Origin of the sequence: Polyangium mundeleinium (assembly GCF_028369105.1) — a bacterium.
GTDB lineage: Bacteria > Myxococcota_A > Polyangia > Polyangiales > Polyangiaceae > Polyangium > Polyangium mundeleinium.
In genome coordinates, this window is sequence record NZ_JAQNDO010000001.1 from 11,780,372 (window position 1) to 11,795,901 (window position 15,530).

Below are 15,530 nucleotides of genomic sequence, written 5' to 3' on the forward strand. Positions count from 1 at the left end.
AAGCCCCTTGTACCGCGGCCGCAACATGCGAAAGTAGGCCGCTGGAGGGTTTTCGTTTGCCTACCGTTCGGGATGGCTACCTCGCGGTGTTCGCGTCCGCCCGCAGCGACGCGGGACGCGCAATGGCCCTGGCCAACCTCGCGGCCCTGCTCGCCCACCGCGGCGACAAGGTCCTCGTCATCGACCTCGCCGTCGACTCGCCCACGCTCACACGGTACTTCCCGGACGACACGAAGCGCCGCGCCGCCACGTCGACCGCCCCGAGGCCGAGGCCCGCGCCCGGCATGGTCGATCTGCTCGCCGCCGTGCGCGAAGAAGCCCGGCGTTTCCCCGCGACACGCGGACCGGCCGGCGGCGGCGCGGCGCGCGAGCTCGTCGAGCGGATCATCGAGGCGAACGACGCCGCGATCCGGCGCGTGCCCCTGCGCTACCCAGGCCTGCCCGAGGACCGGACGGTGGAGCTGCACTTCCTGCCCGTCGGCGGCGAGGACACGCCACGCGAGCGCAACCGCCCGCTCGACGGGCTCGAAGCGTTCCCAGGCGTGCTCGAAGAGGTCGCCGCAGCGCTGCGCAGTCGCTACGACGCGGTGCTCCTCGACGCGCCGACGGGCGAGACCGAGACGACGGCCCTCCTGGCCTCGCACCTCGCCGACAAGCTCGTGGTGGTGCTCGACGACGCGTCCCTCGAAGAGGCCATCGAGCTCGGCGCCTGGGCGCACGGGCGGCGCGCGATCGCCTCGACGGATCGACCCCTCCACCTGTTCCCGCTGCTCGTGCACGTGGCCGACGGCTCCGCGGGCCGCGCGTTCGTGGAGGAGGCGCGTCCGCGGCTCGAAGCGCTCTTGCGATCCACGCTCGCGCTGCCCGCGTGTGACCTTTCGCTCTACCTGGAGCTCGCGCAGATCCCGCAGCGCAGCACCACGAAGCCCGCCCCGCGCCTCGCTGCCGAGGTGGAGCCGACGTCGGATCCGCAGGGGCTCTCGCACGCCTATTTCCGCTTCGTACAGTGTCTCTCGAAGACGAGCCCGATCAAGGTGGGCGCGCGCGCGCGGCCCATGTCGGCGGAGCTGCTCTCGGCGATCGAGGCGCGGCGCGCGGCGCCCCACGCGACGCCCGCGGAGGGTCTCCGCGCCGTGCCCGCGGAGCGGCCGAGCTCGCCGGGGCTCTCGTCTCCGTCCACGATCGCGCCCGCCGCCGGGCCGGGGGGCCGCCCGACGGAGCGGCCGGGGCGCCCCGATCCGCTCTCGACGCGCAAGCTCTCGGCCCAGCACGCCGAGCGCCTGGCCGAGGCGATGGCGCTCCGGGCGCAGGGCCGGAACGCCGAGGCCGCCAAGATCTGCGCGGCGATCGTGCGCGAGGCGGTGCGCGACGAGCGCGGGAGCAAGGAGACGGCAAAGGCGTTCCTCGCGCTCGGGGATCTCTCGGCGCAGACGGAGACGGGCGAGTACGACGAGGTCGTCCGGAGGTTCCACGAGCGCAGGCACGAGGACCCGGAGCTCTTCGAGTCCGTGCTGCTCGCGCTCTACCGCAGAGGCAAGCGCCACGCAGCCCGCGAGCGCTTCGCCCTCGCGACCGACAGCCTCTCGGCCGCGCTGGAGCTCGCCGGGGAGTGGAAGTTCCAGGGACAAACATCCTCGGTGGATCTGCGCGCCCTCGCGGCGGACGCGGCGCTCGTGCTCGGCGTGATCTCGATCGAGCGAGGCGACGACGCGCGCGCGCTCACGGCCCTCGGCCACGCGGCGCTGTCGACGCCGGGCGGGAGCAGCGCGGCGCAGCGGGAGACGGAGGCGGCGGCCGCGTGCCTCTCCGCGTTCGTGCTCGCGCGCTCGGGCAGGCCCGACGATGCGGCCGACCGGGCGAGCGCGCTGCGCGAGCGGCTCGGCCCCTCGCCGTCCCTCATCGAAGGCGCGATCGCGGCGATCGCGGCGTGCAACGAGGGCGCCGCGCTCGGGCTCGCGGGGCATTACGACGACGCGCTCGCCGTGCTCGGCGCGCTCTCCGAGCGGCTCGCGGGCACGTGGCAGAGCCCGTTTCACGAGGTGGCGGCCGCGGCGGCCTACAACGAGGCGGCGGTGCTCGCGCGCGCGGGCCGGGTCGAGGCGGCGCTCGAACGGCTCGAGCAGATGCGCGCCTCGCTCGGCGGGCTCGGCGCGGTCGTGCACCGGGTGCGCTTCTCGGCCGTGCTGCTCGAAGGGCACCTGCTCTCCACGCTCGGCCGAAAGGACGCGGCGATCGAGCGGCTCGAAGCGCTGCAGGACGGGCTGCGCTGGGTGGACGTTTGTCTGGAGCACCCGGGCGAGGTGTACATGCGTGAACGCCGCGCCGACGTGGCCTGGTACCTCACGCGGATGCGCGAGCACGCCCGCGGCGTGGACGAGCTGCCCGGGCTCCTCCAGGCCAGCGAGGAGGAGGGCGACGCGCGGCACGGGCGGGTGCACCTGCGCGCGGCCTTCGAGCTCGTGCGGCACGGGCGCAGGCTCGACGATCTCGGCGCACACCGCGCGGCCGGCGCCTGCTACGAGGAGGCGATGTCGCGGCTCGAACGCGCCGGCTCGCGGCCGCCGGGCGACGCGTCGATGCTCGCGTGCGCGGGCCTCGTGGCCCTGTCGCGAGGCGCGGCGCAGCGCGGCATCCCGCTCTTGCGCAAGGCCGCCGAGCAAGGCGGGACGGCCGCGCTGCAAGGGTCGCTCGAGCGCATGCGCGGCGAGGGGCTCGACGTGGAGGCGCTGGTGGCGGCGGTGCGGGAAGCCTTCGACTGGGTCCCGCGCGACCGTACGGACGCGCTGCGCGCCGCCGATCCGCTCGGCGCGACGTTGATCCGCGCGCTCGTCTACCCGGGCCGCCCGCCCGAGCCGCTCCTGCCGCCCCTGCCCTTCCCGCCCGTGGGCGCGCGCTTCGCGGCCTCGGCCACGCCCGTGCTCGCGCAGGGCGCGCCGGGCCTGCCGCAGACGGCCGCGCTCACGCACGTGGGGCGGCTGCTCCTGCTCGAGCCACCCGATGGCACGGAGAACGACCTCGCCACGTTCGGCCCGCACGCGACCGAGCCCGTGACGTCGACGCGGATCTCGCCGGTCTCGCTCGCGTCCCCGCTCACCTGGCCCGAGCGGCTCGGCCCGCACGCGGGCTCGGCCGAGGAGGTGGCGACCGCGCTCGACGCGCTCTACCCGCGCTCTTCGCCCGCGTCGGCGCTCATCGGCTGGCGGACGACGGGGCCGGATGGCGAGGTCGTCACGTCTGCGCTGGTGGCTGTCGAGGTGGAGGCGCGGGACGGCGCGACGTTCCGCCTCGCGGTGCTGAACGACGTGCACGGCCACGATCGGCTCGTCTACGACGGCGTGACCTCGATCCAGGTCCGTGACGGCCAGGGCCCGTCGGCGCCGCGCCGCGTCCCCACGCCCCTGCTCGCGCTCTGGCGCGCGCTCGCGGTGGGCCCGCAGGGGGCGTTTTCACTCTCCGTCGCGCCGGTTTCCTCGTCGCCCACGACGATCGTGCTCACGGGCACGCCCCGCGAGCCCGGCACGGGGATCCTGCACGTCGAGCTGCACATCGATCGTGTGCTCGTGGCGCGTGGGGATCCTGCGGCGCTCCGGCGTGTCGTCGCCGAGGACGTCGACGGCGTGGTGTATCGGTTCGAGGTCGAAGCAACGGTCGGCAAGATCGAGCCTTCGCTCTTCGGGAGCATCCCGGGGCTTTGATCTTCGGAGGCGATACGCCGCGCTGACGTCCCTTGTGCAACCGGAGTTCTCACGGAAGACCCAGTTGCGTCTTCAGTGTCAGAACGGCCGCATTTCTAGCCTTCGCAAGAGAGGGGTACGATAGAAGATCGACCCCGAGGCTGTCATCCACAACCCAACAACGGTAGTCAGCGCCCTCCCATTTCCTGCCGCGACCACCGCTTTTGCTGCCGAAAACTCGAAATCTGAAGCTTTCGAGCCGGTACAGACGGCAGCGGTAGCGACGAGCGTTCCCGGCTCCGTGCGCCAACACCTCCAACCTGAACAGCAACTCTTCCCCGTCGGCAGCAGGCACCGCCAAATCAAGAGCTTCAACGACCTTTGAGGATTGCATCACGTGCTCCGTCATCTTTTGGAACAACGGCACTGACAGTGCCGCGGGTAACAGCCGGCTGGGGTCGACTGCGTAGCACTGCGCTTTGCTTCAACACAGGCGGCGGGCTCATTAGGTCCGCCTGCAGTTCCTGTCGCTCGGTCAGGACAAGAGACACTCGGGTTGATCTGCTGCACGTTGCAGGATGCGGTGCATGACCACTTCCCCTTGACTGTCTCCGCAATATCCTTACTGAGCTCCAGCGAAGCGGCGATCACGATCGTCACCCCGCCCGCTTCGATGATGAGGTCGGCGAGGCTGATCGCCGCGACCACGAGCACCCCGGGGTTCCCTACGAGTGCACGCTCGGCCGCCGTCTGCCCGTTCGCAGGAGCAGGCGACTCGGACAGGCGCAGCATGCGCAGCCTGAGGAGCTCCTCCGGGACGGTCATGCCTCGCAGCGCGATTCGCATGCATACCGCGAGCTCCGTATGGGGCGCGCCCTTCGACTCCACATTCACGACGCGGCCGTCTTCGTCGACCTTCACCGCGACGTCGAACGTGTAGGTTCCGCCCCTGAGCTCGCCGCCGAGCTCATCGACGCACTCCCGCAGCCGCTCCGCGGTGGCGTCCGGCACGCGCGGGCCCTCGCTCATCGCCGGGTATACGATTCTGCTCCCGCAGCCGAGCGGTATGAGCACGGTCGTCGCGCAACCGAGGAGCCCGAGGGACAGGAGGGTCCGTACACACGGAAAACGCATTCCAAGAATGCGACCAGGAGACGCCGGATCCGTCAACACACGTGTGCACGCCCCCACGATTCGTCCCCTCCGAAGGGTCCGCCCGCGAATCAGCCGAGGCAACGCTCGATCACGGCGAGGATCGCGCCCTCGTCCCGGATCTCGGCCCGCGCACCTCGACCCTGACAGCGCAGGAACACGCGCCGCGCAGGTCGCGCCGTTCCTGCTCAACATGCGCAGCCACAGCGGAACGCGACCCGGAAAACGTCACGTCCACGCCATGGCACGTGGGGTGCAAGGGATTCGTACGTTCACGGAACGATTTCCCGCTCTGGCTGCGCCATGAACCACCCCGCCCTGCAAACGATCCACGTCTCCGAGGGGCCCCGATGGGAGCTCGAAGCGTTTCATCGATCGCCGAGCTACCGGATGGACCTCGTCGCGCTGTTCACGATGCTCGACGAGCTGCCGTTCCGCTCGATGCTCGATATCGGGAGCGGGGCCGGGCTCGTGGTGCGCGAAGCGCGGGGGCGCCATCCGGGGCGGCGCATCGACGGGGTCGAGCGCTCCGATTTCGGCGCAGGCGCGGCCGCGCGGCGCTTGCGGCGGCGGTACGACGTGATGACGGCGGTCCACGCGCTGAACCACGTGCCGCACCTGGATCGGGCCGCAGCGAAGATGGCCGAGCGCCTGACGGCGGGCGGGCATGTGGTGGTCGTCAATCCGAATCCGGCGTTCACGTGGATCGGCGTCGAATACCTCGATCCCCGGACGCTCGACCGCGTGATGGAGCCACACGGGCTCCGGCGCATGCGGCGGCTCGAATACGGGAACGAGCTGCTCGTGTACCGGAAAAACTGAACGTCACGCCTCGGAAGCGGCGGTCACTTCGAAGAGCTGGTGCTCGCCGGTCTTTCCTTTGACGGAGACACGCGCGGTTTTTCCGATCGTCACGCGCCCGGCGACCTCGCGGTGGACGGCCTCCGAGACGAGCAGGCGGGCGCCGACGTCCTTCGTCGCGGACTCGATGCGGCTCGCGAAATTGACGGCGTCGCCGATCGCGGTGATCGCCTTCCTCTCGAACGAGCCGATCGGGCCGACGACGGCTTCGCCGTAATGGATCCCGATCCCGATGTCGAAGACGCGCCCGTACGTCGCGAGGAGGTACGGCGTCATTTTCGACTGCATCGCCGAAAGCATGCCGAGCGCGGCGCGCACCGCGCGCATCGGGGCGTCGGGTTTTCCGTCGACCCCGAAGAGGGCCATGAAGCCGTCGCCCATGTAATTGTTGATGAAGCCGCCCGCGGTCGCGACGGCGCTGCCCATCGCCTCGAAATGGCGGTTCAGGACGTGGATCACGTCGTAGGGCAGGAGCGCCTCGGTGAACGGGGTGAAGCCGCGGATGTCGGAGAACAGGATGGCGACGCGGATCTCCTCGCCGACCGGGGTGAGGTCGACCTTCGACGTGCGCATGCGGCCGACGAGGGCGACGTCGTCGTCGTCGAGCACGAGCCTGCGCACGCGCACCGGCCCGCGCACCGTGGTCTGGCAGGCGATGCGGACCTCGCGCGGCAGGCCGAGGCGCTCGGCGAGCGCACGCTCGACTTCGTTCGGCGGCTCGACGTTGTCGAGGCCCTCGACCACGATCACCCGGCACGTCGAGCAACGCGCGTGGCCGCCGCAGACGTGGGTGTGCGGAATGCCCGCGGAGAGCGCGGCATTCAAGAGGGTTTGCCTCTCCTCGACGTCGATGCGGATCTGGTCGGGCGCGTAGAAGATGCTCGGCACGCCGGGCATCGTAGGGCGCGAGCGCCCTCGAAATCCACCCCGAAGCTTTACGTCGCGAGCCGGCCGAGGCAACGCTCGATCGCCGCGAGGATCGCGCCCTCGTCCTTCGTCTCCGGGCCGAGCGCCTCGAACGAGGCCGCGTCGATTTCCGCGGGGAGATGCGTCCCGGGGTTTGCGCGCATGGCCTCGTGAATCGCCTGCGCCGCGTACCCGGTGGCCGCGATCGGCAGAACGACGAGGCCTTGCGCCTTCGCGATCTCGAACTCCTCGAGCACGCCGGGCGCCGGCGCGCCGCGCCGCAATCCTCCGATCACGATCATCACGCCCGATTGCACGATCAGGTCCTCGCGTGATTTTCGCTTCCACGCCTCCAGAGACGCGCCGGGCGGGACGACCTCGCGGACCGGGCGTACGACGAGCCGCCTCGAAATGGCCGCGGCCGTTCGTCCGTCGAGCGCCTCGACGAGCCCCGTGACCGCGGCGCTGCCCACGACACGCCCGAGCCCCGTCACGAGCCGCATGTTCTTCGAGCCCACGATGCGCCCCACGCCGCGCGCGATCGTCGTGAGGAACGCGCGCTCCTTTTCGTCCCCGTCCTCGGGAAAACTGCCCGACACGAACACGCTGCGCTGCGCCCGGCGTCGCTCCAGCTTGCGCAGGATCTCCGTGATTCCAGCAAAATCGTCGACCACGAGCGTGCGAATGCCATACCGGTGCAGGTCCGTGACGAGGTGCGCGAACCGCTGCGCGTCGTACGGGTCCGAGGGGCGCTTGAGAATCGTGTAATGCTGGCGCGGGCCGTCTTCGAAGGATCGGCGCAGCGCGGAGAGGACGTGCCCGAGGTTCGGATCCGTGAAGCTCAACCCGAGGAACAGGAACGTGCGTGTCGTGAGGTCGCTCTCGAGGATCTGCAAAAAGCCGGGCCGCAAGCGCGCATACCGCTCGTAATCGTCTTTCGTCAGGATGATCTCGTCCGGCTGCGAGGCCGTGCCGTGCATCTTGAAGAGCAGCGCGTCGGCCTCGGGGTCCGAGGTCGTGAGGTCGCGGCTGCGTGCTTTCACGTCGAAGACCTTGCCCGCCTGCCGCCACGCGCCTTCGAGGATCTCGTCGTAGTTCGTGGTCCAGACGTGGCCGATCGGCAGACGCGCCAGGATCCGGTGGTTGTCCGGGATGCCCACGTCGCGATCAAACGTACGCCGGACGAGAGATTCGAGCTGCGTGCGGCTGCCGGCGTACCGATTGACGTAGAATTGGCTGAGCGAGACGAGGTCGTGCTCTTTGCCGACGTCGAGCCCGATCTCGCGTGCCATGCCTTCGAGCAGCTTGCCCCAGCCGGGCAGGCCGGTCGCCATCGACAATCCCGCGCCGACGAAGAGGGCCGCGCTCCCGCGTTCGAGGGCGTCGACGTAATCTCGCAGGAAATCGGTGAGGCCCTGATCCATGCTCCGGCTCCTCCGCGCCCAGCACGCGCCGCGCGTTTGCTCAGCGTACACCCGAGGCGCCGCGCCTGGTAGACTCCGCATCCATGAGTGACGCCGCGCAAGGGCAGGAGATGTGGGTGCAGGTCGCGGGCACGGGTTCGCGCAAAGCGCCGTTGCCCAGGACGGAGGAGCTCACGGCGCAAGCGATCGGGCGGGCGCTGGCGCAGAGCGGCGCGGGGCTCGTGACGTGCGGCTGGGATGGCGTGGACAAGGCCGCGACGATGGCCTTCGCCGGCGAGCTCCAGGCCCTCGGGATGCCGCTCTCCACGCGGCTCAAGCAAATCGTGCCGCGCCCCGACGAGCCCTCCTTTTTCGGCGGGGACGTGGTGTACGTGGAGAAAGGGGTCCCCGAATGGGTCGAGAGCGTGCGGCGCGCGCAAGCCGTGGTCCTCATCGGGGGTCTCGGCGGCACGTACAAGACATACCAAACCGCGCGCAATGAGCAGGTGCCCGTGTTTCCGCTGCCGTCCACGGGTGGCGACGCGAAGAAGGCATTCGACGAGATCATGGCCGATTTTCAGGGCCTCGGGCTCCACCGGCGCGTGACGCGGGCGCAGCTCGCCGCGCTCGATACGCCGATCACGACGCGCGAGGCGGCCGACGACGTCGCCGAGCGGCTGCTGGATCTCATCACGGAGGAGCTCTCGGGCCGCCGGCCCGTCACCGCCACGGATCGCCCGAAGGGGCCGCGGGAGCCCAAGAGCACGACGAAGACGAAGCCCGAGCGGGTCGATTTCTTGTTGGTGACGGCGCTGCCCGAGGAGCGCGACGCGCTTTTGCGGCGGCTGCCCGGCTTCGAGCGGGTCGTGCCGCGCAAGGAAGACGTGCACGTCTATTTCCGGGCGACCTTGCCCGTGACGGACGGCTCGGGCAGCTATCGAATCGTGGTCCTGCCGCTGCTCGGAATGGGCCGCGTGAATGCGGCGACGGCGACGAGCGAGGCGATCAAGCGCTGGCGGCCCCGGCACGTGGTGCTCGTGGGGATCGCGGGGGGCGTCGCGGCGCGCAGCGTCTCGCTCGGGGATCTTTTGATCTCGGAGCAGGTCGTCGATTACGAGCTGCAAAAGCTCACGGAGCAGGGGATCGAGGTGCGCTGGTCGGTGCACAAAGCATCACGGAGGCTCTACGCGGCGGCGCTGAACGTGCTCGGCGACGCGTGGACGAAGAGCCTCTCGGTGCCGCGTCCGGGCGAGGGCGCGCCGCGGATCCACCTCGGGCCCATCGCGTCGGGCGACAAGGTGGTCGCGGTCGAGCGGGTGCTCACGGAATATCGAAATGTGTGGCCGACGCTGATCGGCGTGGAGATGGAGGCCGCGGGCGTGGCGAGCGCTTGTTTCGCGGCCGCGCGGCAGCCCGAGTTTTTCATGGTGCGCGGCGTGTCGGACCTCGCCGACGAGAACAAGAACACGCCGCGCGTGGATGGATATCGATCGTATGCCTGCGACGTGGCCGCGGGGTACACGGTGGAGCTCCTGCGGAGCCACCCGATCCCGTTCTTGAAGAGCCGTTAGCTCATTTCGGTTCGAGCTTCACGCCATGCAGGACGTTGCGCTTCTTGTCGACCTCTTCCAGGAGATCGGAATCGATGAGCAGGTGCGCCTGCATGCTGTCTTCTTCGCTGTTCCAGAGCTTGCCCGCAAACGAGATGCGGCCCGCGCTGTCCGTGTCGAGCCAGTAATTGCCGCTCGCGTCGTCGCCGGCCACGGTGGAGGAGCCCGGGAGCGGCTCATTGCCGCTGTCGTTGCCGGGGAACGGGTTCGGAGGCTGCGCGAACTGCTGGCCGAGCAGGTTCGTCACGCGCCGCTCGAAGGGCGACGCGGGTGAAGGATCGAGCGCGAGGGGGCGCAAAAACCCACGTTCATCCATGGCGAGGCGCGAGCCCTTCACCGTGAACACGAGCGAGGTGCCCGGCTCGAAGCTGACGGCGAGCGCGCGCGGGCCGACCTTCACGGCGACGCCCGGGGTCTTCGCCGGAATCACGACCTCCTCGATCTGCTTGCCCGAGATGAGCAGCAGCTTGTGGCCCGGCGTGATCTTGCGGCCGCCCGACTCGACTTCGCGGCGGAGGGTGATGCCGTGGGAGGAGTAGAACTGGAGGTTCTTGACCTCGTCGTCGGTGAGGCCGTGCTCGGTGCGGATCTCGTGGGTGAAAGGAACGAGGCTCGCGCAACCCGTGAGACCCGAGAGTGCGACGAGGGCGAGGGACGCGAGGAGAGCAGGGCGGGCGAGCATCAGGATCCTCCGAGGAGAGCGCAGCGAGGGGCGGCTTTCAAGAGCCGGCATGCCTCGAGAACGTACGCAGCCCGGCAAGGCTTACAGGGCGACCTCTCGAGGCGAGGCGGAAGGCGCGTGGACGGACGTGGAGGGTCGGGTTGACGGACTGGACACCCCCGCGTATTGCACGGTGTCCTGGGCGAAACTTTGAGGTTCAACGAGGAGCAGCCTTGCAACACGACGCGCGCATCTTCTCCATTGGCCAGGCCCATCGCGTGAGCTTCGAGCCGCCCGATGTCGTGGTGCTGGCCTGGAACGGCGACGTGGAGCCGGAGCACATGCTCACGTTTTACGACATGCTCGAAGAGATGGCGCAGGGGCGGCAGGTGCTGGTCATGAACGACCTGACGCACTCGAACGATCCCGGGGCGCGGACACGCAAGGTGGCGACGATGGATCCACGTTCGCGGCTCGTGGGCGCGCTCGCGCTGCTCGGCGCGAACTTCCGGCTCCGCGTGATCGTGGCGATGATGGATAAGGCGGTGCGCGTCTTCCAGGGGCAAACCCGGCGGACGGCCTGCTTCGAGGACGAGCTGGAAGCGCGGGCTTGGCTCGCCACGCAGCGCCCGCACCTCGCGCCGATCGATCTCGCGTCGGCGTACTAGTCGGCGTCCTAAGCCGCTTTCCAGCCGAGGCGCGCGACGACGCCGCGGCGCTTCTCCATCCACTCGACGATGCGCTCGCGCGTCGTGCGGTACGCGTATTCGAGGATGGCGCGGCGCGCGGCGAGGTTCGAAGGGTTGTGCAGGAAGAGCAGGACGTCCGTCGGCTCGGGTTCGAGCACGAGGACGTGCATGCCGGTCTTCTGCTGGATCTGCTCGACGTTCTGCGCGAGCCGCGCGTGCGTGCCGATCCGCATGGCCTGGCTCATCACCCAGAACAAGCCCTTGTCGCGCACGCTCTGCCGCACGCCATGCCCCGTGGGGACGGCGCGGTGCGCGACGGAGACGGGCACCATGGGGTTCACGACGACCGCGAACTCGACGCCCGCCTCGGCCGCGACGTCGAGGTGCGCGACGTCGCCGAGGCCGCCGTCGATGTAGTGCCGATCCCCGATGCGGATCGGCGAAAAGAAGGGCGGGAGCGCGAGCGACGCCGCGCACGCGAGCGAGACCGGGATGTCCTCGTGCCCCTCGGCGCCGAAGAGGATGCGATCGCCGCAGTCAACGTCGTACGTGGGGATGCGCAAGGGGCGCGGCATGGCGCGGAAGGCGTTGGGGATGCCGCGGCGGAGGAAAAACTCGGCGAGGAAACGCTCGTACCGGTCGAGCGTGAAGAAGCCGGCGGGGAGGGAGTCGGCGAGGCGGTCGATCTGCTCCCACAGGTAGAGGTGGCCCGGCGCGGTGGGCGAGACGGTGTCGCGGCGCGACGAGAGGCGTGCGACGGCGTGGCGAATCGCGACCCAGGAGGTCGAGAGCGCGCGGCGCCACTCGTCGATGTCCATGCGGAAGACGTGGCCCCGTTCGAGCGGGAAGAAGTTGTCGACCGGATCGAGCAGCGCGCGGTAGAGGCGATCGACGGGGATGCCGCCGGCGAGCGCAGCCGCGACGCTCGCGCCGCTCGATTGTCCGAGGTAGAGGGAAAAACTCTGGCCGTCGACGCCGCGCACGCCGTCGGCGAGCGCAGCGAGCGCGCCGATCTGGTAGAGCGCGCCGGTCAGGCCTCCGCCGGGCAAGCAGAGGGCGGTCTTCGGAGGTTCGTGGGAAGAACTCGACGCGTCGCTCACGCTACGTCCTTTTCTCGGGCCTCGCGCGCCACCTCGGACTTCTTGCCGAGGAGGTAGACGAGGCCCATCAAGACGATGGTGACGGCGGATCCGCCGATCGTCACGACGAGCGGGATCGGCGCGGAGTCCGCGATTTCCGTGGGGGAGCGCGAGTAGACGGATCCGAGGGTGATGCCGTTGAAGAGTCCGTGCATGACGAAGCTCGGCAGGAGCGAGCCGCTCGCGCTGCGGAGCAAGCCGAGCGAGAGGCCGACGATGCCGATGGGCAAGACGAGCTGCCACTCGAGGTGCGCGAACGCGAAGAACGTGCTCGTCGCGAGGAGCGTGCCGAGCGCGTCGTAGCGGCGACGGAGCGGGCGGAAGAGCGCGCCGCGAAAGAAGACCTCTTCGATGAGCGGGCCGGCGAGCACGAGGATGACGAAGAAGAGGATGCGCTTCGGCACGCCGCCCGCGAGCTCCTCCTGGAGCATCTCCTCGCGCGGCTGTCCCGTGGGCCAGCGCTTGACGATGAGGTCGTAGAGCGCGTTCGCCGGGATCTGCACGGCCATGCCGAGCATCGCCGCGAGCGGGAAGAAGCCGCGGTGCGTCGCGCGCACGCCGAGGTAGTCGCGGATCGATTTGTCCGGCGCGTGGAGCTGCAGGATCAAGAAGAGCGCGATCAACGTGGAGACGAGCTGGCAGCCGAAGCTCGTGACGAGGTCCAGGCGGCCATCCCCGCCGCGGATCGAGCTGCTGAGCGAGAGCAAGAAGATGTAGAGGAACGTCGTGCCGACCGCGAACCCCGCGGCGGCGAGGTAACTCATCGAGCGTTCGCTCCGCTCGGCGGGCGGAACGAGCGGGCTGCTCGGGCGGTCGTCGTCGTCAGGATCCATCAACGACCTCGAAGATGGGGCACGACGCCCCGTTTGACCACGATGTCCGCGGCGAACCGGTCGTTCGTCTGCGGATAATCGATCGTCGCGTGCAAGCCGCGGCTCTCGTGTCGCGCGGCCGCGCAGCCGACGATGAGCTCGGCGACGGTGGCGATGTTGCGCAGCTCGAGGAGGTCGCGCGTCACGAGGTGGCGCCAGTAATACTCGCGGATCTCGTCCTGCAAGAGGGCGATGCGGCGGGCGGCGCGGCGCAGGCGCGCGTTCGAGCGGACGATGCCGACGTAGTTCCACATGGTGCGGCGGAGCTCGTCCCAGTTGTGCGTGACCACGACCTCCTCGTCGCTCGGGACGGCGTCGCCGATCTGCCACTCGGGGACCTCGGGGAACGGGCTCTTGCAGAGCTCGCCCATCGTGCTCGCGAGGCGCACGGCGGCGCGGTGGCCGAAGACGAGGCCTTCGAGGAGCGAGTTCGAGGCGAGGCGGTTCGCGCCGTGCAGGCCCGTGCACGCGCACTCGCCGACGGCCCAGAGGCCGGGGATCGTGGAGCGGCCGTGCAGGTCGGTGCTGATGCCGCCGCAGAGGTAGTGCGCCGCGGGGACGACAGGAATCGGCTGCGAGGTGATGTCGATCCCGAAGCGCAGGCACTCGGCGTAGATCGTGGGGAAGTGATCGCAGACGAAGCTCGCGGGCCTGTGCGTGATGTCGAGCAGGACGAACTCGCTGCCCGTGCGCTTCATCTCGAAGTCGATGGCGCGGGCGACGATGTCGCGCGGCGCGAGCTCCTTGCGCGGGTCGTGGTTCGCCATGAACGGCGTGCCGTCGGGCAAGCGGAGGATCGCGCCCTCGCCGCGCAGCGCCTCCGTGATGAGGAAGCTCTTCGCCTGCGGGTGATAGAGGCAGGTCGGGTGGAACTGATAGAACTCCATGTTCGCGATCTCGGCGCCTGCTCGGTACGCCATCGCGATGCCGTCGCCCGTCGCGACGTCGGGGTTCGAGGTGTAGAGGTAGACCTTGCCCGCTCCGCCCGAGGCGAGGATCGTGGCGCGCGCGAGGTACGTCTCGACGAGGTGGCTCTTCGCGTCGTCCTCGCCGTCCGAGCGCGTGGCCATGTTGAGCACGTACGCGCCGACGCAGACGTCAGGGCCACCGAAGCGCGACATGACGATGAGGTCGATCGCCATGTGATGCTCGAGGATGCGGATGTTCGGGTGCGCGCGGCAGCGTTCGAGCAGCGCGCGCTCGACCTCGAAGCCAGTCGCGTCCGCGACGTGGAGGACACGGCGCGCGCTGTGCCCGCCCTCGCGGGCGAGGGCGATCGAGCCGTCTTTTTCGCGGTCGAAGCGCGCGCCGCGGTCCATGAGCTCGCGGATCCGATCGGGCCCTTCGCGGACGCAGATGTCGACGACGACCTCATGGCAGAGGCCAGCGCCGGCGACGAGCGTGTCCTTGATGTGCGCGTCGAAGGTGTCTTCGGGCGAGATGACGGCGGCGATGCCGCCCTGCGCCCAGCGGGTGTTCGACTCCTCGCTGCTGCGTTTGGTGACGACCACGACCTCGCCGTGGTCGGCGATGTCGAGGGCGAAGGTCAGGCCAGCGATCCCGCTGCCGATGACGAGAAAATCGGTCGTGACGGCCACGGGCAGCAGGGTAGCAGGCTCCTTGACGCACAACGACAACGCTGTCATGAGGCACGCGCCTGACGGGCGCGCGCGTCCTGTTGGGCCCGACCCTTGGCCGCCGAAAGGAGCCTCCCGAACCGTGAAGATCCTCGTTGCTCTCAAGCGCGTCGCCGACCCGGACAACGCCAACAAGGTGAAGATCCCTGCCTCGGGAGAGAAGATCGACACCACCGGGCTCGAGTGGAAGCCGAACCCGTTCGACGAGTACGCCCTCGAGGCCGCGCTGCGGCTCACGGAAAACGGTACGCAGCCGAAGGTTCGTGCCGGCGAGGTCGTCGTGGTGACGTTCGGCCCGAAGGAGACGGAGACGACGCTGCGCGCCGCGCTGGCGACGGGCGCCGACAAGGCGATCCGCGTGGACGCGGCCGACGACAAACTCGACGGTGATCTCGTCGCGCGTGCGCTGAAGGCGCTCGTCGAGAAGGAGAAGCCGGACGTCGTGCTGATGGGCAAGCAGGCGGTCGACGGCGACTCGAACCAGGTGGGGCAGATCCTCGCGGAGCTGCTCGACTGGCCGATGGCGACGTTCGCCGCGACGATCCGCGAGGAGGCGGGCGCGCTGCTCGTCGGTCGCGAGGTCGACGGCGGCGTGTCGACGCTGCGCGTGAAGCTGCCGGCCGTGGTGACGGTCGATCTGCGCATCGTGGCGCCGATGAGCGTGTACTCGCTGAAGACGCCGGCGACCCACAAGTACAACGACGGCGTGCGCTTCGCGGCGCTGCCGGCGATCATGGCGGCGAAGAAGAAGCCGCTCGTCGAGGTGAAGCTCGCGGACCTCGCGTCGGATCAGACGTTGAAGGTGCAGTACCACGGCTTCGCGGCGCCCCCGGCGCGCAAGGCCGGCATCAAGGTCAAGGACGTGGGCGAGCTCGTCTCGAAGCTGAAGAACGAAGCGAAGGTCCTCTGAGGACCCTCTAGGACAA

General features: G+C 69.7%; 12 protein-coding genes. 5 read left to right on the plus strand and 7 right to left on the minus strand.

Going from position 1 to position 15,530, the window contains the following annotated elements; all coding sequences use genetic code 11:
- Positions 1-56 precede the first annotated feature (56 nt).
- Complete coding sequence (locus tag POL67_RS46480) at positions 57-3,695, plus strand: hypothetical protein (protein WP_271928061.1); 3,639 nt, start codon at positions 57-59, stop codon at positions 3,693-3,695.
- Positions 3,696-4,079: 384 nt separating this feature from the next.
- Here the strand turns inward: POL67_RS46480 and POL67_RS46485 are convergent, their stop codons facing one another.
- Positions 4,080-4,685 (minus strand): hypothetical protein, encoded by a 606-nt coding sequence (locus tag POL67_RS46485; protein ID WP_271928063.1) that lies wholly within the window; start codon positions 4,683-4,685, stop codon positions 4,080-4,082.
- A gap of 444 nt (positions 4,686-5,129) precedes the next feature.
- Here POL67_RS46485 and POL67_RS46490 point away from each other — a divergent pair, with 444 nt between their 5' ends.
- On the plus strand, positions 5,130-5,648 hold the full coding sequence (locus POL67_RS46490; RefSeq protein ID WP_271928064.1) for a class I SAM-dependent methyltransferase: 519 nt from the start codon (positions 5,130-5,132) through the stop codon (positions 5,646-5,648).
- A 3-nt stretch (positions 5,649-5,651) separates the two neighbouring features.
- Here POL67_RS46490 and POL67_RS46495 read toward each other — a convergent pair whose 3' ends face one another.
- Together POL67_RS46495 and POL67_RS46500 are read right to left on the minus strand one after the other, a co-directional pair.
- On the minus strand, positions 5,652-6,575 hold the full coding sequence (locus POL67_RS46495) for an adenylate/guanylate cyclase domain-containing protein (protein ID WP_271928067.1): 924 nt from the start codon (positions 6,573-6,575) through the stop codon (positions 5,652-5,654).
- Between the two features lie 47 nt (positions 6,576-6,622).
- Positions 6,623-8,017, minus strand: coding sequence for an SIR2 family protein (locus tag POL67_RS46500; protein ID WP_271928068.1), 1,395 nt, complete (start codon positions 8,015-8,017; stop codon positions 6,623-6,625).
- 83 nt (positions 8,018-8,100) lie between these two features.
- Here POL67_RS46500 and POL67_RS46505 point away from each other — a divergent pair, with 83 nt between their 5' ends.
- A complete protein-coding gene (locus POL67_RS46505) occupies positions 8,101-9,567 on the plus strand; it encodes a 5'-methylthioadenosine/S-adenosylhomocysteine nucleosidase family protein (protein WP_271928070.1) in 1,467 nt (488 codons plus the stop codon).
- A gap of 1 nt (position 9,568) precedes the next feature.
- On the opposite strand, the gene POL67_RS46510 is transcribed toward POL67_RS46505, so the two are convergent.
- Positions 9,569-10,288, minus strand: coding sequence for a DNA-directed RNA polymerase (locus tag POL67_RS46510; RefSeq protein WP_271928072.1), 720 nt, complete (start codon positions 10,286-10,288; stop codon positions 9,569-9,571).
- Positions 10,289-10,500: 212 nt separating this feature from the next.
- Here POL67_RS46510 and POL67_RS46515 point away from each other — a divergent pair, with 212 nt between their 5' ends.
- Positions 10,501-10,935 (plus strand): SpoIIAA family protein, encoded by a 435-nt coding sequence (locus tag POL67_RS46515; protein ID WP_271928074.1) that lies wholly within the window; start codon positions 10,501-10,503, stop codon positions 10,933-10,935.
- An 8-nt stretch (positions 10,936-10,943) separates the two neighbouring features.
- Here the strand turns inward: POL67_RS46515 and POL67_RS46520 are convergent, their stop codons facing one another.
- From POL67_RS46520 to nadB, 3 genes are read right to left on the minus strand one after another with little or no spacing between them, the layout of a single operon-like run.
- The gene (locus POL67_RS46520; protein ID WP_271928076.1) at positions 10,944-12,056 is read right to left on the minus strand and encodes a patatin-like phospholipase family protein; all 1,113 of its coding nucleotides are present in this window, start codon (positions 12,054-12,056) and stop codon (positions 10,944-10,946) included.
- Positions 12,053-12,928, minus strand: coding sequence for a CPBP family intramembrane glutamic endopeptidase (locus tag POL67_RS46525; RefSeq protein ID WP_271928078.1), 876 nt, complete (start codon positions 12,926-12,928; stop codon positions 12,053-12,055). The genes POL67_RS46520 and POL67_RS46525 overlap by 4 nt, the downstream gene beginning before the upstream one ends.
- Complete coding sequence (gene nadB / locus POL67_RS46530) at positions 12,928-14,565, minus strand: L-aspartate oxidase (RefSeq protein WP_271928080.1); 1,638 nt, start codon at positions 14,563-14,565, stop codon at positions 12,928-12,930. The genes POL67_RS46525 and nadB overlap by 1 nt, the downstream gene beginning before the upstream one ends.
- Positions 14,566-14,686: 121 nt before the next feature.
- Here nadB and POL67_RS46535 point away from each other — a divergent pair, with 121 nt between their 5' ends.
- On the plus strand, positions 14,687-15,514 hold the full coding sequence (locus POL67_RS46535) for an electron transfer flavoprotein subunit beta/FixA family protein (protein ID WP_271928082.1): 828 nt from the start codon (positions 14,687-14,689) through the stop codon (positions 15,512-15,514).
- Positions 15,515-15,530: the final 16 nt, after the last annotated feature.